The 25,105-nt window shown below is 57.8% G+C and carries 26 protein-coding genes and 1 pseudogene; 14 read left to right on the top strand and 13 right to left on the bottom strand.

Features of this window, described 5'->3' with window-relative positions; genetic code table 11:
• Positions 1 to 498, top strand: a complete 498-nt coding sequence (locus D3Y57_RS11420; protein ID WP_121153089.1) for a MarR family winged helix-turn-helix transcriptional regulator — start codon at positions 1 to 3, stop codon at positions 496 to 498.
• 45 nt (positions 499 to 543) lie between these two features.
• Here the strand turns inward: D3Y57_RS11420 and D3Y57_RS11415 are convergent, their stop codons facing one another.
• The 8 genes from D3Y57_RS11415 to D3Y57_RS11380 form a co-directional block, all read right to left on the bottom strand.
• Entirely contained in the window at positions 544 to 1,146 is a 603-nt protein-coding gene (locus tag D3Y57_RS11415; RefSeq protein WP_121153088.1) for an FKBP-type peptidyl-prolyl cis-trans isomerase, read from the bottom strand.
• Between the two features lie 6 nt (positions 1,147 to 1,152).
• Positions 1,153 to 1,359, bottom strand: coding sequence for a 30S ribosomal protein S21 (gene rpsU, locus D3Y57_RS11410; protein ID WP_121153087.1), 207 nt, complete (start codon positions 1,357 to 1,359; stop codon positions 1,153 to 1,155).
• Positions 1,360 to 1,515: 156 nt separating this feature from the next.
• Complete coding sequence (locus tag D3Y57_RS11405) at positions 1,516 to 2,058, bottom strand: fasciclin domain-containing protein (RefSeq protein WP_121155805.1); 543 nt, start codon at positions 2,056 to 2,058, stop codon at positions 1,516 to 1,518.
• A 101-nt stretch (positions 2,059 to 2,159) separates the two neighbouring features.
• The gene (locus D3Y57_RS11400) at positions 2,160 to 2,834 is read right to left on the bottom strand and encodes an anti-sigma factor (RefSeq protein ID WP_162987089.1); all 675 of its coding nucleotides are present in this window, start codon (positions 2,832 to 2,834) and stop codon (positions 2,160 to 2,162) included.
• Positions 2,831 to 3,436 (bottom strand): sigma-70 family RNA polymerase sigma factor, encoded by a 606-nt coding sequence (locus D3Y57_RS11395; protein ID WP_239026038.1) that lies wholly within the window; start codon positions 3,434 to 3,436, stop codon positions 2,831 to 2,833. The genes D3Y57_RS11400 and D3Y57_RS11395 overlap by 4 nt, the downstream gene beginning before the upstream one ends.
• The gene (locus D3Y57_RS11390; protein WP_121153085.1) at positions 3,388 to 4,572 is read right to left on the bottom strand and encodes an acetyl-CoA C-acyltransferase; all 1,185 of its coding nucleotides are present in this window, start codon (positions 4,570 to 4,572) and stop codon (positions 3,388 to 3,390) included. The genes D3Y57_RS11395 and D3Y57_RS11390 overlap by 49 nt, the downstream gene beginning before the upstream one ends.
• A 10-nt stretch (positions 4,573 to 4,582) precedes the next feature.
• Positions 4,583 to 6,208, bottom strand: a complete 1,626-nt coding sequence (locus D3Y57_RS11385) for an alkaline phosphatase D family protein (RefSeq protein WP_121153084.1) — start codon at positions 6,206 to 6,208, stop codon at positions 4,583 to 4,585.
• Between the two features lie 64 nt (positions 6,209 to 6,272).
• Positions 6,273 to 8,366: a RelA/SpoT family protein gene (locus D3Y57_RS11380; protein ID WP_121153083.1), complete on the bottom strand. Its 2,094-nt coding sequence runs from the start codon at positions 8,364 to 8,366 to the stop codon at positions 6,273 to 6,275.
• Between the two features lie 135 nt (positions 8,367 to 8,501).
• On the opposite strand from D3Y57_RS11380, the gene D3Y57_RS11375 reads away from it, so the two are divergent.
• The 4 genes and pseudogenes from D3Y57_RS11375 to D3Y57_RS11360 all read left to right on the top strand — a co-directional run bounded on the left by D3Y57_RS11375 (position 8,502) and on the right by D3Y57_RS11360 (position 11,049).
• A complete protein-coding gene (locus D3Y57_RS11375) occupies positions 8,502 to 8,993 on the top strand; it encodes a winged helix-turn-helix transcriptional regulator (protein WP_430739033.1) in 492 nt (163 codons plus the stop codon).
• 60 nt (positions 8,994 to 9,053) lie between these two features.
• Positions 9,054 to 9,455 carry a hypothetical protein gene (locus D3Y57_RS11370; RefSeq protein WP_121153081.1) on the top strand — a complete coding sequence of 134 codons (402 nt, stop codon included), beginning with the start codon at positions 9,054 to 9,056 and terminating at the stop codon, positions 9,453 to 9,455.
• Positions 9,456 to 9,489: 34 nt separating this feature from the next.
• Positions 9,490 to 10,433, top strand: a pseudogene (gene ribD, locus D3Y57_RS11365) (bifunctional diaminohydroxyphosphoribosylaminopyrimidine deaminase/5-amino-6-(5-phosphoribosylamino)uracil reductase RibD).
• Between the two features lie 4 nt (positions 10,434 to 10,437).
• Positions 10,438 to 11,049, top strand: a complete 612-nt coding sequence (locus tag D3Y57_RS11360; protein WP_121153080.1) for a riboflavin synthase — start codon at positions 10,438 to 10,440, stop codon at positions 11,047 to 11,049.
• 13 nt (positions 11,050 to 11,062) lie between these two features.
• Here the strand turns inward: D3Y57_RS11360 and galU are convergent, their stop codons facing one another.
• The 5 genes from galU to D3Y57_RS21135 all read right to left on the bottom strand — a co-directional run bounded on the left by galU (position 11,063) and on the right by D3Y57_RS21135 (position 15,641).
• Positions 11,063 to 11,929: a UTP--glucose-1-phosphate uridylyltransferase GalU gene (gene galU / locus D3Y57_RS11355; RefSeq protein WP_121153079.1), complete on the bottom strand. Its 867-nt coding sequence runs from the start codon at positions 11,927 to 11,929 to the stop codon at positions 11,063 to 11,065.
• Positions 11,930 to 11,953: 24 nt separating this feature from the next.
• Positions 11,954 to 12,163: a hypothetical protein gene (locus tag D3Y57_RS11350; RefSeq protein ID WP_162987088.1), complete on the bottom strand. Its 210-nt coding sequence runs from the start codon at positions 12,161 to 12,163 to the stop codon at positions 11,954 to 11,956.
• A gap of 451 nt (positions 12,164 to 12,614) precedes the next feature.
• Entirely contained in the window at positions 12,615 to 13,994 is a 1,380-nt protein-coding gene (locus D3Y57_RS11345) for an O-antigen ligase family protein (protein ID WP_121153077.1), read from the bottom strand.
• Positions 13,995 to 14,173: 179 nt separating this feature from the next.
• On the bottom strand, positions 14,174 to 15,292 hold the full coding sequence (locus D3Y57_RS11340; RefSeq protein ID WP_162987235.1) for a glycosyltransferase: 1,119 nt from the start codon (positions 15,290 to 15,292) through the stop codon (positions 14,174 to 14,176).
• Positions 15,293 to 15,518: 226 nt separating this feature from the next.
• Positions 15,519 to 15,641: a hypothetical protein gene (locus tag D3Y57_RS21135; protein WP_277873352.1), complete on the bottom strand. Its 123-nt coding sequence runs from the start codon at positions 15,639 to 15,641 to the stop codon at positions 15,519 to 15,521.
• Between the two features lie 522 nt (positions 15,642 to 16,163).
• Between D3Y57_RS21135 and cpaB the strand changes: the two genes are divergently transcribed.
• The 9 genes from cpaB to D3Y57_RS11295 all read left to right on the top strand — a co-directional run bounded on the left by cpaB (position 16,164) and on the right by D3Y57_RS11295 (position 25,103).
• Positions 16,164 to 17,060 carry a Flp pilus assembly protein CpaB gene (gene cpaB / locus D3Y57_RS11335; RefSeq protein WP_121153075.1) on the top strand — a complete coding sequence of 299 codons (897 nt, stop codon included), beginning with the start codon at positions 16,164 to 16,166 and terminating at the stop codon, positions 17,058 to 17,060.
• Positions 17,057 to 18,394, top strand: a complete 1,338-nt coding sequence (locus tag D3Y57_RS11330; RefSeq protein WP_162987087.1) for a type II and III secretion system protein family protein — start codon at positions 17,057 to 17,059, stop codon at positions 18,392 to 18,394. The genes cpaB and D3Y57_RS11330 overlap by 4 nt, the downstream gene beginning before the upstream one ends.
• 2 nt (positions 18,395 to 18,396) lie before the next feature.
• The gene (locus tag D3Y57_RS11325) at positions 18,397 to 19,572 is read left to right on the top strand and encodes a CpaE/TadZ family protein (RefSeq protein WP_121153074.1); all 1,176 of its coding nucleotides are present in this window, start codon (positions 18,397 to 18,399) and stop codon (positions 19,570 to 19,572) included.
• The gene (locus D3Y57_RS11320) at positions 19,569 to 20,900 is read left to right on the top strand and encodes a TadA family conjugal transfer-associated ATPase (protein ID WP_121153073.1); all 1,332 of its coding nucleotides are present in this window, start codon (positions 19,569 to 19,571) and stop codon (positions 20,898 to 20,900) included. Before D3Y57_RS11325 ends, D3Y57_RS11320 begins: the two co-directional genes overlap by 4 nt.
• Positions 20,897 to 21,823, top strand: coding sequence for a type II secretion system F family protein (locus D3Y57_RS11315; RefSeq protein WP_121153072.1), 927 nt, complete (start codon positions 20,897 to 20,899; stop codon positions 21,821 to 21,823). Before D3Y57_RS11320 ends, D3Y57_RS11315 begins: the two co-directional genes overlap by 4 nt.
• Positions 21,824 to 22,753: a type II secretion system F family protein gene (locus tag D3Y57_RS11310; RefSeq protein WP_121153071.1), complete on the top strand. Its 930-nt coding sequence runs from the start codon at positions 21,824 to 21,826 to the stop codon at positions 22,751 to 22,753.
• Positions 22,746 to 23,039: a hypothetical protein gene (locus D3Y57_RS11305; RefSeq protein ID WP_121153070.1), complete on the top strand. Its 294-nt coding sequence runs from the start codon at positions 22,746 to 22,748 to the stop codon at positions 23,037 to 23,039. Before D3Y57_RS11310 ends, D3Y57_RS11305 begins: the two co-directional genes overlap by 8 nt.
• On the top strand, positions 23,036 to 24,865 hold the full coding sequence (locus tag D3Y57_RS11300; RefSeq protein ID WP_121153069.1) for a pilus assembly protein TadG-related protein: 1,830 nt from the start codon (positions 23,036 to 23,038) through the stop codon (positions 24,863 to 24,865). The genes D3Y57_RS11305 and D3Y57_RS11300 overlap by 4 nt, the downstream gene beginning before the upstream one ends.
• A 61-nt stretch (positions 24,866 to 24,926) precedes the next feature.
• Positions 24,927 to 25,103 carry a Flp family type IVb pilin gene (locus D3Y57_RS11295; RefSeq protein WP_121153068.1) on the top strand — a complete coding sequence of 59 codons (177 nt, stop codon included), beginning with the start codon at positions 24,927 to 24,929 and terminating at the stop codon, positions 25,101 to 25,103.
• Positions 25,104 to 25,105: the final 2 nt, after the last annotated feature.

The raw sequence follows: 25,105 nt of genomic DNA, 5'->3' as shown, positions 1-25,105 counted from the left end.
ATGACCAATCGTGATTTTAATCGCGACGCGGGCAGTAAGGCTTTAGGCGCGCGGCTAAGACGGTTATCTGAGCAGATAGATCGGGATGCGACGCGGATTTATGCTGTTCGTGGGATAGATTTCGAACAGCGCTGGTTCGGTCCCCTTAATCAGATCGTTCGGAACGGCCCGCTGGCGATCGGCGAAATCGCGGCGAGGCTGGGTATCACTCATGTGTCTGTCAGCCAGGCTATGCGTTCGTTGGAGGCGGCTGGGATCGTCGTGTCGCGACCCGACGCCTTCGATGGCCGCCGACGTGTGCTATCGCTTACACCTGATGGTCAGGCGCTTGTGCACAGCCTCGCGCCGCTGTGGGCAGCATTCGACACGGCAGCCGCAGAGTTGAATGAGGAAGCCGGCGATGTGGTCAAACTGCTTGATCGCCTCGACGATGCATTGACGCGAGCGTCGCTATTCGATCGGATTTCAGGATTACTTGGGCCGGACTTTGGACGTTGACCACCGCTTGTCATTAAAGACCCCCTGATAGAGGCCTTTAACCGATCAATGTCCCGGAGGAGGTCCACCCGGCATTCCGGGGACTGCTCCACCCTGAGCCTGCTGCATTTGCATCTGCTGCATCTGCGCCTGAACTTCGGCGGCATTCTTGAAATCGATCAGTTCGACATCGAACACCAGCACCGAATGGGCGGGCAGCTTTGGATCAGGGGATGTTTCACCGTAACCAAGCGCCGGTGGAATCCAGAAACGATATTTCGCGCCCCGGTTCATCAGCTTCAGCGCTTCGGAAAAGCCTGGAACGACGCCCGTCACCGGGAAAGGCGCGCGCTCGGCCTTGTCGAAGACCGAACCGTCACGCAACGAACCATTATAGTTCACCAGCACGACATCGGCATCGGTCGGCGTGGGGCCGGTGCCCTTCTTCACGATTTCGTACTGCAGTCCCGAAGCTGTCGTGGTGACGCCTGCGCGTCCCTGATGCCAGCTAAGGAACTGTTCGGCGGTGCCGGTGGTCGCGACGACCTTCGACGTACCCGCCCAGGCAAAGCCACCAGCGATGGCAACTGCCGCCGCAACTCCGATCCACAGCCGCGTCATGGTACCCTTTTTAACGGGGCGAAGCGGCACGGCGGTGATTTCGGACATTGGTTTTTACCGAACGCCGTCGCGCTCGGCGCGCTTACGCTCAAGCTTACGAGCACGACGGACAGCAGCGGCACGCTCGCGCGCACGCTTTTCCGATGGCTTTTCGTAATGACGACGAAGCTTCATCTCACGATACACGCCTTCGCGCTGCAGTTTCTTCTTGAGCGCCCGCAGCGCCTGGTCGACATTGTTGTCGCGCACGATGATTTGCATAAAAGAGGTCGGCTCCGAATTCACAAAAAAGAATCGCCACGCGCTACGAAGCGGTGGCGTTAAGGCGCGGGTAGCAGCCGATTTGAAAACTTTCAACCCGCTAGTGGCCCCGCACCCTCGTAAAAGAGCGGGCAGGGCCGTTCGCGTGACGCTAGATTATGGCATCAAGACCGTGTCGACGACGTGAATGACGCCGTTCGATTGCATGACATTGGCGATCGTTACCGTGGATTTACCACCCTTGGCATCGGTCAAAACCAACTTCGATCCCATCATCGTGGCGGTCAGCGGCTCACCCTGTACGGTCGTCAGTATGGCCTTGCCGCCACCGGCCTTGATCGCCTTTGCAATGTCTGCGCTCGTCATACGACCGGCGACGACATGATAGGTAAGAATCGAGGTGAGGGTGCTCTTGTTCTCAGGCTTCACCAGCGTGTCGACGGTGCCGGTGGGCAGTTTGGCGAACGCTTCGTTGGTTGGTGCAAACACGGTGAACGGACCGGGGCCGGACAGGGTATCGACCAGCCCTGCAGCCTTTACGGCAGCAACCAGCGTGGTGTGATCTTTGGAATTGACTGCGTTCTGGACGATGTTCTTGGTCGGATACATCTCAGCGCCGCCAACCATCGGGTTTTTGGCAAAAGCGGGAACAGCAGCGGCAGTAATCGCCAGTGCGGCGAGGAATGTGAGCTTCTTCATAAGGGCTTCCTTCTTTCCTGAGCGCAGCTGCTTCTTTGGCAAAGCAGTCTGTCTGCGGAGAGATACGCACGACCCCATGGCATGGATGCATCGATGCCGGGTCAGACCCTTATAATTTTGCCTGTCGCAATGACCGATCCGGTCGGCGACCCGGTTGGCGATCCGCCCTTCGGTTCGAGCGAGATGGCAAATGTCGCGCCCGGATGGACGAACGTGCGCCGCTCTATCGCCACGGCATGGCCCGCTGGCGATTTGGTGTCGATCACACCCATTGATCGTGGCTTGCCGTCTTCGGGAATAATCCACAATTCGGCATCGCCCGCGCCCGCAGTCAGGGCACTGGGCGCGATCGTCATCTGACCCGAAGTTGCATCGTAACTGACGGTGACGATCGCGGGGTTTGTTTCACCGGACAAAGTGGCGACCATCGGTGCCGGTTGCAGCGTGAGCGGCAGGGGAGTCGGCTGGCGTGATCCCACAAAGACTGCAAGCGCGGCTGCAATACCGGTCGCGCCGATAGCCAGTGCCCGCCAGCGCTTCATTAACCTGGGTAAATTATCGTTGACCGGAAGCTGACTCGCTATCCTTGCCCACAACCGTTCGGGTGGAGCAACCTCTGCCTCTGCGACGAGCGGCACCAATTGATCGCGCCACCAGGCGATGCGCAATGACAGCACTGCATCCGATCTGACGCGCAACTGCACGGCTTCACTTTCCGCCCGGTCGAGCAGCCCTAAGGCAAATTCGGCGGCGAGGATGTCGTCGTCGTCGGTCACGCCAGACACTCGCGGAGTTTCAGCAGCGCTCGACGCACGCGGCTCTTTACCGTGCCGAGGGGCGCGCCGGCACGTTCGGCGATATCGGCATAGGTAGAACCATCGAAAAAGGCAGTCCTGATCAACGTCGCATCGCCACGCGGCAGAGCCTCGATACACGCGAGGATGCGGGCATCGGCCTGCGCGCCGATCAGGCAGGTTTCGATGTCGGGGCGCGTGTCGGCAACTTCATCAGCGGCGTCGATCGGCGCCATGATGTGTTTTCCGCGTGCGCGCAGCCGATCGATCGCCTTGTTGCGGGTCAATGCGACGAGCCAGGTAATTGGACTCGCACGCGCAGGATCGAACGATCCCGCCTTTTGCCACACATTGATAAAGGCGTCCTGCAACGCGTCCTCCGCTTCGTCGGTGTCAGGAAATATACGGAGGCAGACCCCGTATAGTTTCGCCGACGTCCGCCGATACACATCTTGCAGAGCGCCAGAATCACCCGCAGCGACACGTTGCAGCGCCGTTACCAGCGCTGCACGTTCAATCGAGGCGACGTCTCCGGTCAGATCAATTCCACTGCCATTGCCGTGGCTTCGCCGCCGCCGATGCAAAGTGCAGCGACGCCGCGTTTCAACCCACGTGCCTGCAAAGCGGCAACCAGAGTCGTCAGGATGCGAGCGCCCGAAGCTCCGATCGGGTGACCAAGAGCGGTGGCACCGCCGTTGACGTTGAGTTTTTCAATCGGAATACCCAATTCCTGGGCAGCGATCATCGCGACGATCGCAAAGGCTTCGTTGACCTCGAACAGATCGACATCGTCGACCGTCCAGCCCGCCTTGGCGAGAACCTTACGGATCGCGGGAACCGGCGCGGTGGTAAACTTGCTTGGCTCATGCGCATGGGCGGCATGGGCGACGATCCGCGCGACCGGAGCCAGACCGCGAGCCTTAGCCGTCGATTCGAGCGTCAGGACGAGCGCTGCTGCACCGTCCGAGATCGAGGAAGCGTTGGCGGCCGTGACCGTGCCGTCCTTGGTAAAAGCGGGCTTCAGTGTCGGGATTTTTTCCGGGCGCGCGTTACCGGGCTGTTCATCGGTGTCGATCGTGGTTGTGCCAGCGCGGCTTTTCACTTCGACGGCGACGATCTCTTTGGCAAATGCGCCCGATGCGATTGCATCCTTGGCCCGAGTCAACGAACGCAGCGCATATTCGTCCTGTGCTTCGCGCGTAAATTGATATTCGTTTGCCGTTTCGTCCGCGAACGAACCCATGGCGCGACCGGGTTCATAGGCATCTTCCAAACCGTCGAGGAACATGGAATCCTTGATCACATCATGGCCCATGCGCGCGCCGCTGCGGTGTTTTGCCATCAGATATGGCGCGTTCGACATCGATTCCATGCCGCCCGACACAATGTATTCGGCACTTCCGGCGATCAGCGCATCATGCGCCATGATTGTCGCCTGCATTCCCGAACCGCACATTTTGTTGACGGTTGTTGCCTCTACCGAAAGCGGAAGGCCGGCACCCAGCGCTGCCTGACGTGCAGGGGCCTGACCCAACGCGCCGGACAAAACACAGCCCATGAAAATCTGACCGATATCGGCACCGTCGATGCCCGCGCGATCGACGGCGGCTTTCACTGCGGTCGATCCGAGTGCGGTTGCCGATAGCGGTCCTAAAACGCCCTGGAATCCGCCCATCGGCGTGCGAGCGAAGCTGACGATAACAACTGGATCTTGGGTCAAAACGATCTTTCTATACTGTTTCAAGCATCGCACTGCCCACACGAACGCGCATGGTGTGCGGTGTCGATGTGGCAATGGACGGCGTGGCGACGGTCTGCATGAATACCCATTCGTTCGTAGCAGTCGTTGGTGTCAAGGTAAGCATCATATAGCCCCTTTGCGAGGTGTCACACCATTTCAGTTCGGGGCTGGCGCGGACCATTGCTGCTGCGATGGTCTTTGGATCGGTGCCTTTCGTCGAAGATTCATAGCCATTCGAGGATACGGAGTGGCCTGCGAATTCGACGCCGGCACGCTTGCCTTCGTTTTTGAGATCATAAGCCCAGGCGTTGTGACTGTCGCCCGACACGATCACCAAATTGGCATTTGCCCGCTGCGCTGCGCCCAACAGGCGCGCTCTGGCAGCAGGATAGCCGCCCCAATTATCATAGTTGAACGGCAGACCGGCTTTTGCCAGCTCCAGCCCTCCCAGTGTGTAGCGTTTGGACGATGCCGTCGCATCGGCGGCCAGCCACCCGCTTGCTTCGGGTGGCATATAAGTCTCTCCAACAATCGTGCCGACACCGACCAACTGCCATTTTTTTCGCGCTGCCGTCGATGCTTTCAAACCATGAGCCAGCCAATTTTCCTGCGTGGTTCCCATCATGGTCACCGCCGGATCGCGCCACGGCCCCTTTTTGAACGCGGCCAGAGCGGCTGGCACATCGGCTGATTCGAACATTCTGGCGGTCGATGGTTGATGGCTTCGCGCCAGCAATCGGGTGTCGGTTCGAAACAGGGTCGCCAGATCGGCGATGTCATACGTCTGGTATGGAATATCGTCGATGGGCAGCCATTCGCGATACGCCTGTATCGCCGCCAGCTTTCGAAGCGTCCAGTCGCCCTCATCCGCCCGATGATTCTGCGCTCCGCCCTCCCAGCTGTCATTTGCCGAATCGTGATCGTCCATCGACAGGATCATCGGGTGCCGGTTGTGCAAAGCCTGAAGATTGGGATCTGTGCGATAACTTGCATAGCGCAGCCGATAATCGGTGAGGCCGACTACTTCTTCTGCTGGCTGGATACGATCCCAGCGGGGGCTTTCGGGCGGATAGGTGCCGCGCTTATATTCGTAGAAATAATCGCCGAGGTGCAGCATCATGTCGATGTCGTCGCGTGCCGCGGCATGACCATAAGCATTGAATTCGCCGACCGGCAGGTTCGAACATGAAAAAATGCCGATCTTGAATTGCTCAACGCCGCTTGTGGGCAGCGTCTTGGTGCGGCCGACCGGGGATTTGCTGCCGTCCTCACCGATAAAACGATAGTGATAGGTTTTACCGGGCGACAAGCCATCGACGGTGATCTTCGTCGTCCAGTCGCGCCATGGCCCGGTAATCATCTCACCGCCCGATACGATTCGCGTGAAGTTGGCCGTGTCGGCAATTTCGACCTTAATGTGCGCACTATCGCCGTCGCCGACAAAGCGCGTCCAGAGCAGGATAGAATCGGTCGCAGGCTCGCCGCTGGCGACATTGTGGGTGAAGCCGCGCGCGACCGATAGCGACTGCGCAAACAACGCGCCTCCGGGCAGCAGCAGGCCTCCAAGGCCAAGCGCAGATGTGGCGATCAATTGGCGGCGGTCGATCCGGATCATCGATAATACTCCTCAAACCGCCGTTGCGCGCGGTTGATGTCGCCTATGTGACAGAGTCCGTTGCCTAGACCCGATCGGCCTGACTGACGGCATCCACCGCTCGCAACGCCGCCAATATCCGGGTCAGGTGCTGTAGGTCGTGCACTTCGAGGTCGACGCGGAACGTGTGAAATCCCGAATCGCGTGCTTCCAGCTTCAGGTTCAGAATATTGGCGCGATTCTGTCCGAATATCCCCGCCATCACGCCAAGCGCGCCGGGTTCGTTCTTCAGCACCACCAGCAATTGCGCGGCACCGCCGTCTGACCCATCGCCCCATGCCAGATCGACCCAGTCGGCATCGATGCCGTCGGCCAGTTTGGGGCAGTCGATGGTGTGGACGACGATGGGTTCATCTTCGCGCCGAAGCCCGACGATGCGGTCACCCGGAACCGGGTGGCAGCAGGGTGCCAGATTGAACGCAACGCCCGCGGTCAACCCTTTGATAGAGATTGCCTCACGCTGTTGCGGGGCCACGCGGATGTCATCCCCCGGACCCGCCGAACCCGGCATCAGTGCCTCCAGAACCTGCGCATCGGTCAGCGTCCGGCGTGCGATCGCCTCCATCAGCGCAGCCTCATTGACCAGCTTCAGGCGCTTAAGCGCGGCATTCATGGCTTCCTTGCCCAGTGGCGCGGGCAGGCGGTGCACCAGTTCGTCGTAAATCTTCTGACCCAATGCGATGTTTTCACCGCGTTCCTTGTTGCGGACAAAGCGCCGGATCGCCGCCCGCGCCTTACCCGTCACAGCAAAGTTCAGCCACGCGGGCTGTGGCTCCTGCGCTTTCGATTTCAAAATCTGGACCTGATCGCCATTCTCGATCTGTGTGCGCAGCGGCACGACACGTCCGTTTATCTTGGCACCGACGGCCTCATTGCCCAGCGTGGTGTGCACCGCATAGGCAAAGTCGACCGGCGTCGAACCCTTTGGCAACTGCGTCAATTCGCCCTTTGGCGTGAAGGCGAAGATTCGATCCTGATACATCGCCATGCGTGTGTGTTCGAGCAGCTCCTCGGCGCTGTCCGCGTTATCGAGGATCTCGACCAGATCGCTGATCCACCGTACCGGCACGTCGGGGCGTTTCTGACCCTGTTTATAGGTCCAGTGCGCCGCCAGCCCATATTCGGCCTGCGCGTGCATTTCGGACGACCGCAACTGGATCTCGATTCGCATCTTTTCCGAATGGATGACCGCAGTGTGCAGCGAACGATAGCCGTTGCGCTTGGGTGTCGAGATGTAATCCTTGAACCGGCCCGGAACCATCGGCCAGCGTCGATGAATGACGCCCAACGCGCGGTAACAGGCGTCGGCATCGGGCACGATCGCGCGAAAAGCCATCACATCGGATAGCTGTTCGAAGCTGATATGGCGCTCGGCCATCTTCTTCCAGATCGAATAGGGATGTTTTTCGCGGCCAGAGACATCGGCCTCGATCCCTGCGCGGCTCAAAACCAGCTTCAGCCCCGATCCGATGCGTGAAATCTGGTCGCCGCCGCCCTCGTGCAACTGCGCCAGCCGCTTGGTGATCGACGCATAGGCTTCGGGTTCGAGTTCACGAAATGCCAGAGTCTGCATCTCGTTCATGAACTCATACATACCGATGCGCTCAGCAAGTGGCGCATAGATATCCATCGTTTCCTTGGCGATGCGCCGCCGCTTCTTCTCGTCCGGGATGAAGTGCAGCGTCCGCATATTGTGCAGCCGGTCGGCCAGCTTCACCAGCAGCACGCGAATGTCGTCGGACATCGCCAGCAGGAATTTGCGCAAATTTTCCGCTGCGCGCTCGTTTTCGGTCTGCGCCTCGATCTTGCTGAGCTTTGTCACGCCATCGACAAGCCGCGCAACAGCGGGGCCGAACTTCGCCACGATCTCCTCGTGCGTCGTCAGCGTATCTTCGATCGTATCATGAAGGATCGCGGTCGCGATCGTTTCGTCGTCGAGATGGAGGTCGGTCAGGATCCCCGCAACTTCGATGGGGTGGCTAAAATATGGATCACCTGACGCCCTTTTTTGTGATCCGTGCATTTGCATCGAAAAAACATAGGCGCGATTCAACAGCGCCTCATCGGCATCGGGGTCGTAGGATTTAACCCGTTCTACAAGTTCATATTGACGAAGCACTTCCCTATGATGGGGGGTGGCATATGGGCTTGGCAAGCAGCGCTTTAACCAATCGGAAAATTAGATTTTGCAATGCACCATTCAGCAACCTCTGCGGGTTGGCGAAAAACGAAAAATAATATAAGACCAAAAATTATGGAGATAGTGAAAGATAACTTCTGCGACATGGCGGTTTGCGCATTGCCAGCAGCGTTAGAGGCTGTTGGCGAGCGCTGGTCGCTTCTGATTCTGCGCGGGGCCTTCAACGGACTTCACCACTTCGAAGAATTTCAGTCCACGCTGGGCATTGCGCGTAACATTCTCGCCAATCGCCTCGCCACTCTTGTAAAACATGGCATATTGTCGCGCGAACCGATGGCGCATGACCGCCGCAAAGTGGAATATCGCCTGACCGAAAAGGGGGAAGCCCTTTTACCTTCCGTCGTTGCACTGCGCCAATGGGGCGAAAAATGGGCGTCCGGTAGCCCATCGACACCTGTGCTTGTGGATCGTCTGACTCATCATCCAATCCGTTCGATCGGGATCTATTCTCAAGATGGACGGGTTCTGGAGTTGCCGGATCTGTGCTGGGCCCATGCTGAGGACGTCCGTCCGCTTGTGCGTCTAAAAATAGCGCAGGCGGCCTAATCTCACTTTCGCCGAGGGGGTTAATCGCGCCACCTCTCGATCGCACTTCGGTGCCACAGCATGAACCAAGGGCTGGCACAGTTCTCCATGCCCGCCTATCTTCATAACATGTCGTTTATTCCTCGTCCCACCTCACCGCGTGTCGCCTGGCGCGATGCGGTTTCGTTCATGCGTCAGCGGCGACCGCATCAGATCGTCTTTGCGGCACTTGCGATAGGCATTCCGATCCTTGTCATTCTGGCGTTCATCAACGAATTCAATCGGCCGCCCGAATGGCACCCGCCAGAAATAATGTACGTCCAGCAATGGTCGGCGGAGCGGACACGCGCCGAAATCGCAGCGCAACAAGCACGTGACCTCCCCGCCGAACTTGCAAAGAAGAAACAGATCGAAGAATTTCAGGCCGAACGCCGGGCGCAATTCAAACGGGCGCGGGATGCCCTTCGCAGCGTCGGCATTTGATCCGAGACGCATGTTGAACAGCGACGATCGTTTCATGGCGGCCGCGCTTGCCCTTGGCGAACGCGGCCGCGGGCAAACGTTTCCGAATCCTAACGTCGGCTGCGTCATCGTCCGCAACGGTCGCATCGTCGGTCGTGGTTGGACCCAACCGGGGGGACGCCCTCACGCCGAAGCCATGGCTTTGGAAGAAGCGGGCGAAGCTTCGCGCGGTGCAACGCTGTATGTCACACTCGAACCCTGCGCTCATGTTAGCGAACGGGGGCCGGCCTGTGCCGACCTCATTGCAGCGCGCGGCATTGCGCGCCTTGTCGCAGCGATCGGCGATCCCGATGCGCGAACCAACGGGCACGGCTTCGACCGGTTGTGCGCGGCTGGCATCGACGTCGTTACTGGGGTCCGTCGCGAAGAAGCCCGCCGGTCGATGGCCGGTTTCCTAATACGCTGTCGCTACCATAGGCCACACGTAACTTTGAAACTGGCATTATCCCTTGATGGCTGCGTCGCGATGACCGACGGGCGTAGCAAGTGGATCACAGGTCCGGAGGCGCGTGCACATGGGCATCTCGAGCGCGCACGATGTGATGTTATTCTAATCGGGCGCGGCACATTCGACGCTGATGTACCCGCGCTGGATGTCCGTTTATCCGGTCTGGAGAGCCGTAGCCCTGCCCGTGCCATGCTGACGCAAAAGTCTGCACCCAGTGGCTGGCTGACCGTAAATTCGCCCAATCGGATTGATGGGCTGCCCGGCAATGATCTGCTGGTCGAAGGGGGCGCAAGGACGGCTTCAGCATTTCTTGGGACAGATATGGTCGATCGACTTTTGGTATATCGAGCACCCATCCTGATTGGCGGGGGCGGTCAATCGGTAACATTGGGCTGGATGATCTTGCAAACGCCCATGGAAGATGGAGCCTAACCGATTCGCGGACCCTTGGCAGCGACCGGCTCGACATCTACCAACGGCTTCGGGAGTAGCTTTATGTTCACAGGCATCATTACAGATCTGGGTATCGTCCGCAGCGTCGAGGCGCGCGGGGATATGCGGTTGATCATCGATACGAGCTACGATTTGGAAACGGTGGACATGGGTGCGTCTATCGCATGCTCAGGCGTCTGCCTTACGGTCGTGGAAAAGGGGACGGGCAGTTTTACGGTCGACGTATCGGCCGAAAGTGTGAACCGAACGGCATCGGCAATGTGGAGAAAGGGCGCGCGCCTGAATCTGGAACGCGCTTGCCGGGTTGGTGACGAGCTTGGGGGCCATATCGTCACCGGCCATGTGGACGGCATCGGCACGGTTGTCGATATTTCTCCAGACGGTGATTCGTTAAAGATCGACGTTTCTGTTCCCGCGATGATTGCTCCATTTATTGCTGAAAAAGGTTCGATAACCATCGACGGGGTTTCACTAACGGTGAATGGGATCGACGATCAGGCCGATGGAACAGCACGATTTTCGGTCAATATTATTCCGCACACTGCCGAGAAGACCACTCTGGGCGCGCTAAAAGCCGGGGAAACCGTCAACTTGGAAATCGACGTACTGGCTCGATACCTTGCCCGGATGCAACAGGCGATGGCGCGCCGTTAAGCGCGCCCGTCCTTCAAACGATCTTCTGATCTTTCAAAAACGCAGCCACCGTCGGCCCAACGTCATCGCGAGCGAGCGCCAGCGCGATATTTGCAGTGATGAAGCCGGCCTTGTCGCCACAGTCGTACCGCTGCCCATCGAACGCCCAAGCGTGGAAGGGTTGTTTGCCGATTATCTGCGCCATCGCATCGGTAAGCTGGATCTCATTGCCAGCGCCCCGGCTTTGCGTTTCCAGCACCGCCATCACTTCAGGCTGAAGGATATAGCGACCGGGAATCATCAGATTGGACGGTGCCGTGCCCAGCGGAGGCTTTTCCACTAGATTGACGACTTCGACCAACTGCCCATCTATACGGCCCGGGGTGATGATGCCGTACTTCGATGTCTCACCGGGTGCGACTTCATAGCCGCACACCAGATTGCCGCCGACCTTTTCGTAGGCGGCGACCATCTGTGCCATGCAACCGGGTGACCCGACCATCAGTTCGTCGGGCAGGAAGATGGCAAAGGGTTCGTCGCCGATGATGTGACGCGCGCACCAGACTGCGTGACCCAGGCCGATCGGGTCTTGCTGACGAACGTAAATGACCTCCCCCGGTTTGAAGCGAGTATCCTCGATTGCGTCGAGCGATTTGCCGCGCGAAGTCAGCAAATTTTCCAGCTCGAAGGAGATATCGAAATGGTCTTCGATCGCTGACTTGCCGCGACCTGTGACGAAGATCATCTGCTCGATGCCAGCCTCTCGTGCTTCATCGACGGCATATTGAATGAGCGGCCGATCGACCACCGGCAGCATCTCTTTCGGAATGGATTTCGTTGCGGGAAGAAACCGGGTTCCCAATCCACCGACAGGGAATACTGCCTTGCGAATTTTTTTCACTAAACTGTCCCCACGTGCGTCGCTTTAGTCGGATTCGGGTTTTGGACCGTCATGGTTAACAATCGGCTTACCGTCACGCTTATCACGGTTCGAATACAGTAATGCGGCAACAAGCGCTGCCGAACCAATTCCCATTGCCGCGCCAGCAGCGACCCAACGGGTGTTGGATCGATCCGACTTGGAAGATTCTGATTTTGCCGGTTTGGCAGGTTTCATTTTTTTAGGATCGGTCATGGCGTCCGTTATAACATAAAGCTGAGCGTAACGTTCCAACGCCCGACCATGGAAACTGTCAACCCTTTCCCGATTGAGTACGTGACCGGAGAGAGCAGCCGAAAGCATTGTAGGTTGAAATGATTAGCTTACCAGAGTTGCGAGATCTCGGGGATCGGGTTTGACAGAGACAGGGCAGTCGTCTGGTTGGTATCAACCTTTTCCGGGTCATCGCATTTATTGCGGAGGTGCTGATCCATACGTCGGACTTGGGGGCAAAAATCCGGTATCGGCGGGGCATCCTGTTCTGACGCTGGTCGTGACCGCTTGCTCACCCATGTTTCTTGGTGATTGCCTCGCTATCGCAGTCGTCACTGTCACAGCGTCGGCGCTGTTACAATATTGCTAATGACTATCCCCGAAGTGAGGCGCTTGGTCAGGTGGCTGAAACGCCTTTCAAGCTTCGCGTGCGTCATTCCACCATTCGGAAAGGCCTATCGCCAGAGCGCAAATGGGCTGCTTCGCGCGCGCCAAACTTTTCGCTGACACGTTTCCGGTTTACACCACGCCCGAACGAGACTGGTTCATTGTTGTTTTTGGAATCGGCAGCAGGGCGAAACGCATATACCCCCGTCGCCAGCCATAATACTGTGATCAGGCTAAAGGCGTTTAGCAGTCCTTCTTCGACGAACGATTTTGCATAATTTACTGCCAACATGCTCAACAGTCCCGCGATTGGAATAGAGGGTTTCCACAGTTGGCGAAAAAGCCCTGCCAACGTCACGCAGACACAAGTCAGGATAAGCAGGATAAGTCCTACCAGACCGAGATACACGCGCATTCCGACAAATGCGTTGTGAAAGTTAAAACCGGATCGATTGGCGATCCCGCCCCAACGCCAAAGACCTTCTGCTTCGATATTTCCTTGCTGCCAGAATGCATTGAATCCCGTACCGAGATAAGGATGGTTTGCCGAAAGGCGTGCTGCAAAGTCCCACAAATATGTTCGACCCGTCAGCGTGGCATCCTTATTAAGAACGTTCACTCTGAAATTGACGATCGCGTTTGTGATGTCGTCTATAAAAAAGCTGCAAACTGCGAGCATACCGAGCGTGAAGATGACCAACCCTACGCGAAGCGGGAATTTAATGAGCGTCAATGCTGCAAGTGGCGGGAAAACCACCAGCATCAAAACCATCGATGTGATCGAACCGCCCGATTGTGCAAGATATATGATGAGTAAGGACATAGGAAGGGCAATGAGGGTCGATAAGCGAGCAAGGAATGGCTGAGTTTTGTCGATCATGACCGGCATTGCCATCGCGGCCAACATTACCCCACAACTGCCGACCTGATTTTTACTACCGAGCCACCCGACATAAAGCGCGTTTCCAGAAGACAGACTATGCGGCACGCTTGGCAGAATTATCAGGCAGATAATGAAGTGGGCTATAAAAACGCACAAGATCATCCGCGAGGCTCGCATGTTGCAGACCATCAGGATCATAGCGACCACAGTAATAAAGAGCTCAAGGCTTCCGCGCATCGTAGCTGCTGGAGATGTTGACCAGAAAGTCGATAGCACCGCTAAAATCGGTAAAATCAGAAACGGGGAATAGCGCGCAATATTCTGCAGGCTGCGTGCTGGGTCGTAAGCCGCCAGAGCAAGGGTGCTCAATATGAACACTAGCGCGCCTAGCGTGCCGATGAGGATAGTTAGGCTCAATGCCATTATTGCAATAGATGCAAGCGCTTCGGGCGAAAGCCGAAACGTAGGAACGACGTCCAGATACCGTTCAAAACGGGGAGCGCGCGATGCCATGCGTCCGTCGGGAAAAGCGCCACGGGACATGAGAATTACGCTCCATAGCCAATAAAGATTGCACCCGGGTCTGTGCGGTCAATCACGTCGTATTCGCGCTTGCGTGATCCGAGGTTAATAACTGGTGTCGGCAGAATGGCAAAGCAGAACCGTTTGCCGCTCTGGCTACCGGAGCCAGAAATGCGATAACCGTCATAAAGTCACTGGAATTAGCCCCGCTTGCGCCATGTGAATATCGAAGACATCGCGTAGTTCCAGACAGTGGTGACCGCGATACCTGCAAGGGCCGACACGATCAGATAATTATGCCGCTGATACAACCAACTCGCGACGCCGACATTGGCGGCGAAGCCAAATCCACAAACCAGATTGAACGTTATCCAGCCCCAAACCAGCTTCGCTCCTTTGAGACGTTGATCGCGGTAGGTGAGGAGGTTGTTTAAAAGAAAATTGGTCGTCGTTGCCACAAGCGTCGCGGCACCCTGGGCAATAACGAACCAGCGCCCTTCCAGGGAAGCACCGTTAATCGCGAGCAGTGTTTCCAGAGTCACCGTCAGTACGAAAAAGTGAACGAAAACGCCTGACCCACCAACCAGCGCAAAGCTTATGAAACGCACCGGAACGATGTGGCCGAAAGCCTTGTCGATTAAAAGCTGGAGATATTCCCACAGCACCAACCCGTCGAGCTTGCTTTCGCCATGCTGTCGATTCCGAAAGGTAAATGGTACCTCTGCCACGCGGAGCGGTGTCGGCGATGAGGCAGCGATATCTAGCAGGATCTTGAAACCAATCGACGATAACCCCGGTAATGCCGCCATGAATGGGGCGCGGGCGATCATGAAGAAGCCGCTCATCGGATCGCCAATCGCGGTTTTTGTCAGCCTGTTAGCGAGCATTGTTGCAAACCGGCTCATCGCGACGCGGCGCTTATTCCAGTCGCCCATGCCGCCACCCTCTACATAGCGACTGCCGACAACGAGATCGACATCGCCTTTCGACAGGCGATCCAGCATTTGCGGCAGGATCGTTTCGTCATGCTGCATGTCGCCATCCATAATGGCGACATAAGGAGCGGCGGTCGCGAGAATACCCTCGACGCAGGCGGACGCCAGCCCTCGCCGCCCGTATCGGTGAACAACCCGAACGCGCGGGTCGCCAAGCGCCAGCGCGCGAGCATGGGAAGCCGTTCCATCAGGGGAGTCGTCATCGACGAATACCACTTCCCAGCGAATACCCACCAGCGCGCGCGACAGGGCGGCAACGATCAGCGGGGCGTTCTTCGCTTCGTTGTAAGTGGGCACTACCACGGATAATTCCGCTGGTAGCATGCCCGTTTCGAACACAAAACTCTTGCCGTCCGCGATGACCGAATTCGCGCCTACGGGTGAGTCATCGAGCGCCTCGGTCATCGTTACCCTTAAAGAATGTAAGCTCGCCGCTTGTTAGCGGGTTAGCGACAGAGAGCAATGAGAGGTGGCTCGGTTTGTTTGGATAGTCACAAAACTATGATGCCGGGATCAGCCTAGCAGGACCGGTGGCGTTGAAGCGCAACACTCAATCGCGCACCGTTTGCAGACCAACGCCGCCAAAGTGCGCTGCGTCGCTGGGAGTGCCGTCCTTATAAATCGTTGTCAGCAGCCGATGGACCGGTTTCCACCGCGAATAGACCGCGCCCATGCCCTCATCCTCACCGCAGTGAAATCATGAACTTGCGAGAGCGAAATTGCAGATGCCGATGACAAATCTGCCTGCAAAAAAATGAAATAACACAAAATACGTAAAATATCATCGATACTTCAAATATTAATAGATTAAAAATTAGTTATTTTGGAAAAAATATAAATAATGATCCAAATTAGACAGATTTTTTCCAAATAATTGAGTAATTTAGTAGTGCTTTAAAATTTAAGTAACCGAATTAGATCATATTGCAATTTTATATCGTTGATACTTAGATGACAATCAGGGCAAAGATTTACCATATGCGGGGGCATATATGATTAGTAGCAACGGGGTCTATCGAGATAGCGGGAGAATACCCAAATGTGGTAAGATGATATTACGTATTGTTAGCGATGTTTTTGAAAGCGCCAATACGAAAATAGCAAAAAACACTTGCCTTACCACGGGAATACGACCGGCTTTCTTTCTGAATTCAGTGTGTTCGATTTCGAATGCTGATCAACGAATTCGGTTCACATGATCTCACGCTGGAAAACACTTTCCGCAGGGCGCGTTCTCGTCGGGCTCGGCGGTGCTATCGGCTTCTTGCTAATCCTTTATGGAGTGTGGCGATTTGCCGCGAGCGAGCGTCCGGTTGTGGGTGTTCCCCTTCCGGCAACCAAGGTCACGCAGGTTATGACCGCTGCGAAGACCCTGGTCCGGGGTCAGTTGATCCAGTCGGGCGATCTCACATCGACGGCCATCAGTGGGATCGTGCCCGTTGGTGCCCTGACCTCGCCGACACAGGCGGATGGCAAAATCGCCATCGTCGACATCCAGCCCCATCAGCTAATCCTCGATACGTTGATTTCGAATGATGCCAGCGCAGCTGGTCTGGCCATGCTGGTTCCGATTGGGCAGCGGGTCATCAGTACCGACGTCACCGACGACATTGCGGTCGGCGGTTTTATTCGTCCGGGCGATGTCGTCGATATTGAGATCGTTTTGCCTCAGGATGTGATCGCCGGTCAGGCTACGGGCGGTGATCGCAGCGAGGCTCGCACCCTGTTGCAAAACATCCGCGTGTTGACCGTAGGGCCGACATTCGGGCAACCCGGTGGCAAGACCGAAGACGGCAAGGATCGACCGACCGCCAAGGCGCTAACCCTGGCGATGAACCCCGACCAGATCGCTGCCTTCGTGTTGGCGCGCAAGCTTGGCCACTTTTACTTGCTGTTGCGCAATCCCGAGGATCGAGACGCGGTTCCCGACGGACGCGCCGTATTGGCTAACCTTCGTGGCAACGCCGGTGCCGTCCGTGGCGCTTCAGCCGCCCCCCGCCAGCCACGCCGCGCAGCATCGCCCCGCGCAATCGAGCTGGTCGTCGGGGGCCAGCGCCAGATTCTTTATCCGCAAGCGAGTACTCGTCGATGACACAATTTCTTCGCTTGCTCAGCATTTTTGTGCTGACGATAGGATTTCACACTGCCGTTGCCGCGCAGACCATCGATCTCGATGTTGGGGGAAGCCGTACACTTACCGCGCGTAGCCCGATCACCAAGGTTGTGATCGACGTACCCGATATCATCAAAACCATGGCTCCTGGCGACCGCCAACTTCTCGTTACGGGGGTTCGGCAGGGGCAGGCGCAAGTCACGCTCGTGACCGCTCAGGGGCAGATGAATTACGCTATACGGGTTAATGCTGCCGGTTCGGGCGATGTCGACGAACTCCGTCGTCGTCTGGGTTCGCAGCCGGATCTGGAAGGCGTTCACGTCGACCGTCGCGACGGCAAGTTCATAGTGTCGGGGTCGGTGCCCGATCTCGCGGCTCATGTTCGCGGCGTTGCTTTGGCAACCGCGCTCGGCGGTAAGGATGTTACCGACCTGATCGAGGTCGCGGGCAACCAGATGGTCGCCGTCGATGTCCGTTTCGTGGCTGTGTCCGACACGACGCTCAAGTCGCTGGGTCTCAACTTCTCCAAACTCTCCGGTGGCTTTCAATGGGCGCTGGTCAGCCCGAACAGCCTCACCAGTTCATCGTTTTCAGCCGCCAGCGGACTGCAGGTCGCGGCAGGACCTCCGCTGCAAAATGCCTTCAACCTGTTTTTGGCGGGACGTGGCAGCGGCATTCTCGGAACATTGAGCGCCTTGTCCGACGCGGGCTTGTCGCAGGTGTTGGCGCAACCGACGCTGCTGGCCCGTTCGGGTGAGAAGGCGGAGTTTCTTGCGGGCGGAGAAGTGCCCATTCCGGTTCCGCAGGCCGGAAGCGCGGCGGGTGCCATCACCATCGAATATCGGCAATATGGCGTGCGCCTCAGTGTCGAACCCTATGTCCTGAGCAACAAGCGCATCGTGCTGAAGCTGGCGCCCGAAGTCAGTGAACTCGACTATACCAACCGGATCACGATCCAGGGTTTCAACATACCCGGATTTCGCCGCCGTTCCGCCAACACGACTGTCGAGCTTGGCGACGGCGAGAGCTTTGTGATCGCCGGACTCAATTACTCCAATGGCACGACCAATGAGAGCAAGGTGCCGCTGTTCGGTGACATTCCAATCCTTGGCACCCTGTTTCGCCGGACCGAGCGGAGTCTCGAGAAGCTCGAACTGATCATCGTCGCAACACCGCGATTGGTAACGCCGCTCAAGGAAGAAGAGGTCAAGCAGATGTTGCCGACCTCGATCGCATCTCCCGCACTCAGCGAAACGATCATGAACAAGAATTCCACGGAACGCCGTGCCGCAGCTTTCGGACTGAGCCGCTAACGATGCGAACAATTGTTTTCCTGGGCAGCGACGCACTCCTCTACGGTCGCATTCAGGCCGCTGCGGATGGCCTGGCCAATGTAATGATGCTGCCTGCCGCACCAGCGTCGTTCACTCAGGCTATAGCTGAAATTGCACCAACGCTCGTCCTGCTCGAATTGGAGGGTGAGCACGACCCCAAGTTCCTGGTCGATAGCTTTGCTGCTCTGGCCGCGATCGATGTCAGTTTCACCATCGTTGTCATCGGAAATGCGCAAAATGCTGGTGACGTGCTGGCCGCAGTCCGCGCAGGTTCGGCCGATTTCATCGATCGTGAAGAAGCGCTTGGTGCGTTGCGGGATCGACTGGCACGGCGCCTGACAATCTTGACTGCGGTCGACCGCGATGTGCCCAACACGTATTCGGTTGTTTTCAACGCGCAGCCAGGCGGCGGTTCAGGAGTATTCGCGCTCAATCTGGCAATGACGCGCGCGCGCCGCAGCGGCGAAGCATTGTTCATTGATTGTGAATTGCCGGCAAGCGAAGCCGGTGCGGCGCTCAACATCGCCTTGACCTATTCGCTGGCTGATGCAGTCCGCGACGTTGATCGGCTCGATCGCACCTTGTTGCTTTCGGCAATGGCACGGCACGATGCGTCGGGACTGCGGGTGCTGCCGCTCTCGTTGCACGCTGACGCCAATAACGGCCTTTCCTCGGAAAGCTTTCTAAAGGTGCTTCGTGCCATCCGGCCGTTGTTCACGGAAACGATATTGAACGCAGCCGATATCCGCGAACCCATATTGCTGAACACGCTGTCGCAATGGGCCTCGACCATTTACGTTGTTTGCCCGCAGAAATTCACGGCGCTCAGCGATACCAAGACTTTGCTGAAGACTCTGCCAGCCGATGCCGCAAGGCGGATCGTTCTGGTCGTGGATGAGTATAATCCGGTGATTACACTCTCACCCGCCCAGATGCTTGCGGCACTGGGACTCGACGATGTCATCAGCCTGCCGGCATCGCGCACGGAGTTGATAAACGGCCTCAATTTCGGAAGACCGTACATTCTCGCTAAGCCCGGAACACCTTATGCTCTGGCGATCAGGGCGGCTGCTGGCGACCAGATTGCCGTCGTCGCCAAATCGTCGCGTAGCTTGTTCCAGCTCTTGATGGGTCGGTTGAAAGGTCGCCCCGTATGATGCGCCCCTCTTTCGGTCTTGCGGCTGTCGCTTCCGTCGATTCAGCCGCTCCGTCGCTCGATACATTCAGCGCGTCGGATACCTATCAGGCAACCAAGTTCAAGATATTCGACGTCGTTCTGGAACTGCTCGAGAACCAGAATATCAGCGCCGATGCGAGCTCGGCACGACAGATCCGGACGACGATCGACGAGGCTATCAACGCTTATGGCATTCGCGAAGGTCTCGCGCTCAACACGCTTGAGCGCGTCTGGCTCGCCGATGATGTCTATCACGAGATCACAGGGCTTGGACCGCTCGAACCGCTGCTGCGTGATCCGCTCATCGACGACATCATCGTCAATGGTGCCCGTCGGGTTTACGTCGAACGCGGGGGTACGCTGTCACTCGTGCAAGCCCGGTTTCGCGACGACGCGCATCTGATGACGATCATTCAGCGCATTGTCAGCCCGATCGGGCGTCGTATCGATGAGTCATCCCCTTATGTCGATGCGCGCCTTGCCGATGGCTCGCGCGTCAACGTCATCATACCGCCGATTGCGCTCGACGGCCCGATGTTGTCGATCCGCAAATTCCGGCCTGAGCCCATAACCGGTGACGAATATGTCCGGACCGGTGCCATGGACCACTCGATGCTCGACTTTCTGTCGAACGCTGTCGAGTCCCGCCTGAACCTGCTGATCTGCGGCGGCACGGGTTCGGGCAAGACGACGCTGCTCAACATGCTGAGCGGTTTCATCGGCGACAGCGAGCGTTTGATAACGATTGAAGATGCCGCCGAATTGCGACTGCGCCAGACTCATGTCGTGCGTCTCGAAACACGCCCGCCGACGATCGAAGGCACGCGCGAAGTCAACGCCCGCGACCTCGTACGCAATGCGCTGCGGATGAGGCCCGATCGGATCATTTTGGGCGAGGTTCGCGGTGCCGAAGCGGTGGAGATGCTGCAGGCGATGAGCACCGGTCATGACGGTTCGATGGCGACCGTCCATGCCAACACCGATCGCGATGCCCTTTTCCGTATCGAAATGCTGCTCGGCTTTGGCGGACTACAGGCCGATTTACGGACGTTGCGGCGCTATATTTCCAGCAGCATCCAGTTGATCGTTCATGTCCAGCGCACCACCGACGGACGCCGCCGTGTCACTTCCATCACGGAAGTGATCGGACTCGAAGGCGATACGATCACGCTGAACCAGCTATACCGGTTTGCGCCAGATTCGCCGTTAAGCGGCGACGGTGTGTTCGAGGTCATGTCGCGTCGTCCGTTTTTTGCACATCGGCTGAAGCGACCCATCACTTATGCAACGCGCCCTGGCACGCCATGACCGTGTTGATCATTTTTGCCGGCATAGTGCTGCTCGCGTCGGTCGTAATCCTTTCCTCGCGTGAGGGACGAGAACAGCGGGAGGCAGGGGCGCTACTGACCGAGCGACTGCAAACGCTGACACCCTCTCTCGCAGAATTGCCGTCGGGGCAGGCTGCGTGGATTGGGCAACTCATCGCTCGAGCGCCGCCAGGGTTTCACCGTGCGCTGGCCCGTGCCGATGTGACGATCAAGGCGCGACCGCTGATGATCTACGCGATTGTCGTAACGGCGCTCGCGGCGCTTTTCTGGCTGCGCTGGCACGGCGTGATGGCTCCTCTGGTTGTCATAATGGTGGGCATGATCCTGCCGCCGCTCTATCTTCAACGGCTCGCGGCGCGGCGCATGTCGGCGTTCGTCGAACTCCTTCCCCATTATCTCGATTCGATCCGTCAACTTCTCGCTGTGGGCAATTCGTTCCAGCAGGCCTTGATCAAATCAACCGACAACGCGGGCCTGCCGGTCCAGCGCTATTTGCAGCCGGCAATGCGTCGCATCGCCAATGGTGCACCGGTGCCCGACGCAATCGACACGGTAGCCGAACGCATCGACTTGCCCGAGCTATATATGATCGTAGCAACGGTACGGACGAATGCACGGTTTGGCGGAAATGTCGGGCCGCCGCTTGCCGGCCTCGTCAATCTGCTGCGCAGTCGCGCGCGGGTGCTCCGCGAACTTGCTGCCGCGAGCGCCGAGACCCGGATGAGTGCGATCATCCTTTGCGCATTGCCGCCTGTCGCCATGGTGCTGATTTCAGTGATCAACTTCGGGTATATGAAATACCTTTGGGAGACGGAGGCCGGTCGTCACCTGTTGATGTTTGGCTTTGGCTTTCAGGCGCTCGGAATGGTGACGATGCGTCGCCTGATGCGGCTGGATTTCTAGATGTCGGGCTGGATAGAAATCATCGCCGTCGGCATCGCAATCGCAACCAGTCTTGGGCTTGTTATCGGTGGCACGATGCAGTTGAGCGGGGAGCGTGCGCTGGGGCACAGGCTCGACCTCCTCCAGACGGACATAGCGTTACAGGTTGACGACGGGATGCCTGTTCAGCCCGGACTACTGGCGACGTTGCTTGCTGGGGGCGGCGAGGCGCGCGCCGAGATCGAGCGGGATCTGGCGGCTGCAGGTTATAGTCCGACCAACACGATCCTCCACTTTGGACTGATCCGCTTAGTTGCAACCGTCGGCACCGGCCTGTTGCTTTATGTGACGATGACACTGACGCGTCCGCCATCCGTCGTGAATATCATGATCCCGATCGCGGCGTCTTCGCTGATCTTTCTGGTGTCCAAATATATTCTGAAGGCAAGCAGCGCCCGACGTTCACGCAAGATTACCAGTGAATTACCCTTCACACTCGATATCTTCGTGATGATGGTTGAGAGCGGCGCGAGCCTTGATCAATGTTTTCGAATTTTCGCGACTTCGGAAGGTCGCGCGGCACCGATCGTTCAGACAGCGGTTGTCTTGTTGGTCGAGGATATCCAGCGCGGCATGTCCTATGACATTGCGCTGGCCCGCTGGTCCGAACGGCTGGGCGTTGCCGGCGCGCGCGAACTTGCCGGGGTTCTTCGCCAATCCCTTAATCACGGCACCGAACTGGCCTCCGCGCTCCGTGAATTCTCACGCGAGTTCTCCGAGCGCCGCATTTTCGTTGCTCGGGAATCGATCGGCAAAAAGACAACGCAGATGACCGTCGCGATGCTCGTCCTGTTGATGCCCGCCCTGATGATCGTGCTGGCAGGACCAGCGGTCTCGACCCTCGGCAGCACGCTCAAGAAGATTTCTAAAGAGGCCATCAAACATGACTGAAAAAGCCAATTATCTATCCAGGCATCTTGTCGGACTGGTTGCGCTGACATTCTGTCTGCTTCCGGTCGCTGCGGAGGCCAAAAAGCAGCCCGCGACGCCAGAGCCTGCCGCCCCGGCCACAGCGCGCATGGTCGTCGAAAAACAACTGGAAGCGCATGATACCAATACGGGCGTTCGCCTGAACAGCGCAGAGGTCAAACGTATTCAGGATCGCTATCTCAACCGCATCGGCGTGTTGCTTGAAGTTGAAAACAATTCCGACACCGGGCGCAGCGGCGGCAGATGAAACGAACGGGCCGCCTTTGCCTGATCGAAGATGCGGGCGTTATTGCGCCCGCGACTGCGGTCGTCATGGCGGTTTTGATCGGCATGGTCGGCATGGTGACAGATACCAGCGTCTGGTTTGCGCAACGGCGTCAGTTGCAGGGTGTCACCGATGCCGCCGCGCTGGCTGCGGCACCGTATGCGGCCAACTTGCAAATGGCGCGCGCCAAGGCGGTTTCGGTTCTGACGAGTAATGGCCTCGATCCTACGGCGCTGCTCGCGGTCCAGACGGGAAGCTATTGCCCGGACATTGCAACGACCGTCAACAATCGTTTCCATCCTGGCGGTTGCCTGGGGGCGGCGACAACCACCGACACGGCAGTGCAGATATCGACAACCATAGATTCGCCACTGTTCCTGTCGAAAATGTCGATCAGCGGAAACCGGCGTATCGAAACCAGCGCAACGGCTGCGCGTGTCAATCAGGCCGGGCTTGAAGCTGGCAGCGGCGTTGCGAGCCTCAACGGCGGTGTTGCCAATGCGCTGCTATCGGCACTGACCGGCGGATCGATTGCACTCAGCGCGGTCCAATATGATGGTCTGCTCAAAACCAAATTGGATGCGCTGACATTCTTCGATGCGCTGGCAACCAAGCTTAATCTGACTGCGGGCACTTATTCGAATGTTTTGGATAGCAATATCGGTGTCGGCGACCTTATCGGTGCCCAGATCGCGGCTCTTGGTCAGCAGCAACAAACTGCGGATGTTGTTGCGGCAATCGCCGGGCTGACCCTTATTAAGGGGCAGATTCCCGGGAACCAGCAGGTTGCACTCGGCAAGCTGTTCGACCTCGGCCTCTGGGCGGATACGCCGGTCGGCGGCAGCGCCTCGAGCAGCGCGCTTCATGCCGGTTTGAACCTTTGGCAGCTAACGACCTTCAGCCTGCAACTGGCTAATGGCAACAACTTCGCGACCATCCCTGCATCGTCAATCGGCGTCCCGGGCGTTGTCAGCATCAAGATTGCCGCCACGGCAATCGAGCCGCCCGTTCGCGGCTATTTTGCCTTTGGTCCGGAGGGGATCAGCGTTCATACTGCGCAGGTACGTCTGAAGCTGGATTTGGACGTTCTCAACCTCGTCCCTCAGATCGGCCTCGGTGTCAAAGTCCCGCTCTATGTCGAAGTGGGCAGTGGCGACGCGCGCGTCGACACGATTTCATGCTCGGGTGCTCCGGCAACAGACGCAAAGGTCGGAGTGACGGCGCATGGCGGTGTTGCCAATATCTATATCGGTGCGCCGACCGACGATGCCATGCGCAACTTCAGCGCGCCCGTCGCTGCCTCGGCCATCACGCCGGTCCAAATACTCAACATTGGACTTCCGGGGATACTGACGCTTTCCAGCACGGTCGCAAAGGCACACGTCGCCATTGGATCGACGACTGGCCCGGGAACGGCGCTGACGTTCGTGCAACCGACGGGCAGCGTCGTGCAACCCGTTCCTCCGAGCACGAAGGGCATTATCGGACGACCCGCATTTAATGGCGTCGCCGCATCCCCCGCCGTATGGGCGCGCGCGATCAGTACGGGCTTTACGTCTAACCTTCTTGGTGGCCTCGCCGAAACGCTAGAGGCAAAGGTGTGTACGGCAAGCTTACTTAACCTTTGCTTGCTGCCGATTACCCTGACCGGGGCCGGGGTCGGCCCATTGTTCAACGTCCTCGATCCCGTGCTGAGCGGGCTGGACAGCGTACTCGACGGCCTTCTGCAAACCCTCGGTGTTCAGCTTGGTTACGTCGATGTTTCGGTCACCGGAGTCCGCTGCGGACTGCCGGTTCTAGTTTCATGAATAAACCAGCGTTGCAGGGGGCGCTGGTGGACCCACCCCATCCCCCAAACAGGACTTTATTATGATCAACTATCTCAGGATGTTCGTTCGCGACGAAGAGGGCGTGACCGCAGTTGAATATGCGGTTCTCGCGGTGCTCATCATCAGCGCTATCGTTGTGGCTTTGGGCAGCTTCGGTTCGGGCCTAAAGGCCGCCTTTGATGCGATCTCTGCTTTGCTTCTAAAACCAGCCGGTTAGTG

This window comes from Sphingomonas paeninsulae, from assembly GCF_003660165.1.
Classification (GTDB): Bacteria; Pseudomonadota; Alphaproteobacteria; order Sphingomonadales; family Sphingomonadaceae; genus Sphingomonas_O; species Sphingomonas_O paeninsulae.
The sequence above is the reverse complement of the archived record's forward strand: the minus strand, read 5'-3'. Positions and strand labels throughout refer to the sequence as shown.

Coding starts and splice junctions, on each gene's coding strand:
- D3Y57_RS11420 (WP_121153089.1), top strand. CDS start 1: ATGACCAATCGTGATTTTAATCGCGACGCGGGCAGTAAGGCTTTAGGC.
- D3Y57_RS11415 (WP_121153088.1), bottom strand. CDS start 1,146: ATGTCCGAAATCACCGCCGTGCCGCTTCGCCCCGTTAAAAAGGGTACC.
- rpsU (WP_121153087.1), bottom strand. CDS start 1,359: ATGCAAATCATCGTGCGCGACAACAATGTCGACCAGGCGCTGCGGGCG.
- D3Y57_RS11405 (WP_121155805.1), bottom strand. CDS start 2,058: ATGAAGAAGCTCACATTCCTCGCCGCACTGGCGATTACTGCCGCTGCT.
- D3Y57_RS11385 (WP_121153084.1), bottom strand. CDS start 6,208: ATGATCCGGATCGACCGCCGCCAATTGATCGCCACATCTGCGCTTGGC.
- D3Y57_RS11375 (WP_430739033.1), top strand. CDS start 8,502: ATGGAGATAGTGAAAGATAACTTCTGCGACATGGCGGTTTGCGCATTG.
- D3Y57_RS11370 (WP_121153081.1), top strand. CDS start 9,054: ATGAACCAAGGGCTGGCACAGTTCTCCATGCCCGCCTATCTTCATAAC.
- D3Y57_RS11360 (WP_121153080.1), top strand. CDS start 10,438: ATGTTCACAGGCATCATTACAGATCTGGGTATCGTCCGCAGCGTCGAG.
- D3Y57_RS11350 (WP_162987088.1), bottom strand. CDS start 12,163: ATGACCGATCCTAAAAAAATGAAACCTGCCAAACCGGCAAAATCAGAA.
- D3Y57_RS11345 (WP_121153077.1), bottom strand. CDS start 13,994: ATGTCCCGTGGCGCTTTTCCCGACGGACGCATGGCATCGCGCGCTCCC.
- D3Y57_RS11340 (WP_162987235.1), bottom strand. CDS start 15,292: ATGCTACCAGCGGAATTATCCGTGGTAGTGCCCACTTACAACGAAGCG.
- D3Y57_RS21135 (WP_277873352.1), bottom strand. CDS start 15,641: ATGGGCGCGGTCTATTCGCGGTGGAAACCGGTCCATCGGCTGCTGACA.
- cpaB (WP_121153075.1), top strand. CDS start 16,164: ATGATCTCACGCTGGAAAACACTTTCCGCAGGGCGCGTTCTCGTCGGG.
- D3Y57_RS11330 (WP_162987087.1), top strand. CDS start 17,057: ATGACACAATTTCTTCGCTTGCTCAGCATTTTTGTGCTGACGATAGGA.
- D3Y57_RS11325 (WP_121153074.1), top strand. CDS start 18,397: ATGCGAACAATTGTTTTCCTGGGCAGCGACGCACTCCTCTACGGTCGC.
- D3Y57_RS11320 (WP_121153073.1), top strand. CDS start 19,569: ATGATGCGCCCCTCTTTCGGTCTTGCGGCTGTCGCTTCCGTCGATTCA.
- D3Y57_RS11315 (WP_121153072.1), top strand. CDS start 20,897: ATGACCGTGTTGATCATTTTTGCCGGCATAGTGCTGCTCGCGTCGGTC.
- D3Y57_RS11310 (WP_121153071.1), top strand. CDS start 21,824: ATGTCGGGCTGGATAGAAATCATCGCCGTCGGCATCGCAATCGCAACC.
- D3Y57_RS11305 (WP_121153070.1), top strand. CDS start 22,746: ATGACTGAAAAAGCCAATTATCTATCCAGGCATCTTGTCGGACTGGTT.
- D3Y57_RS11300 (WP_121153069.1), top strand. CDS start 23,036: ATGAAACGAACGGGCCGCCTTTGCCTGATCGAAGATGCGGGCGTTATT.
- D3Y57_RS11295 (WP_121153068.1), top strand. CDS start 24,927: ATGATCAACTATCTCAGGATGTTCGTTCGCGACGAAGAGGGCGTGACC.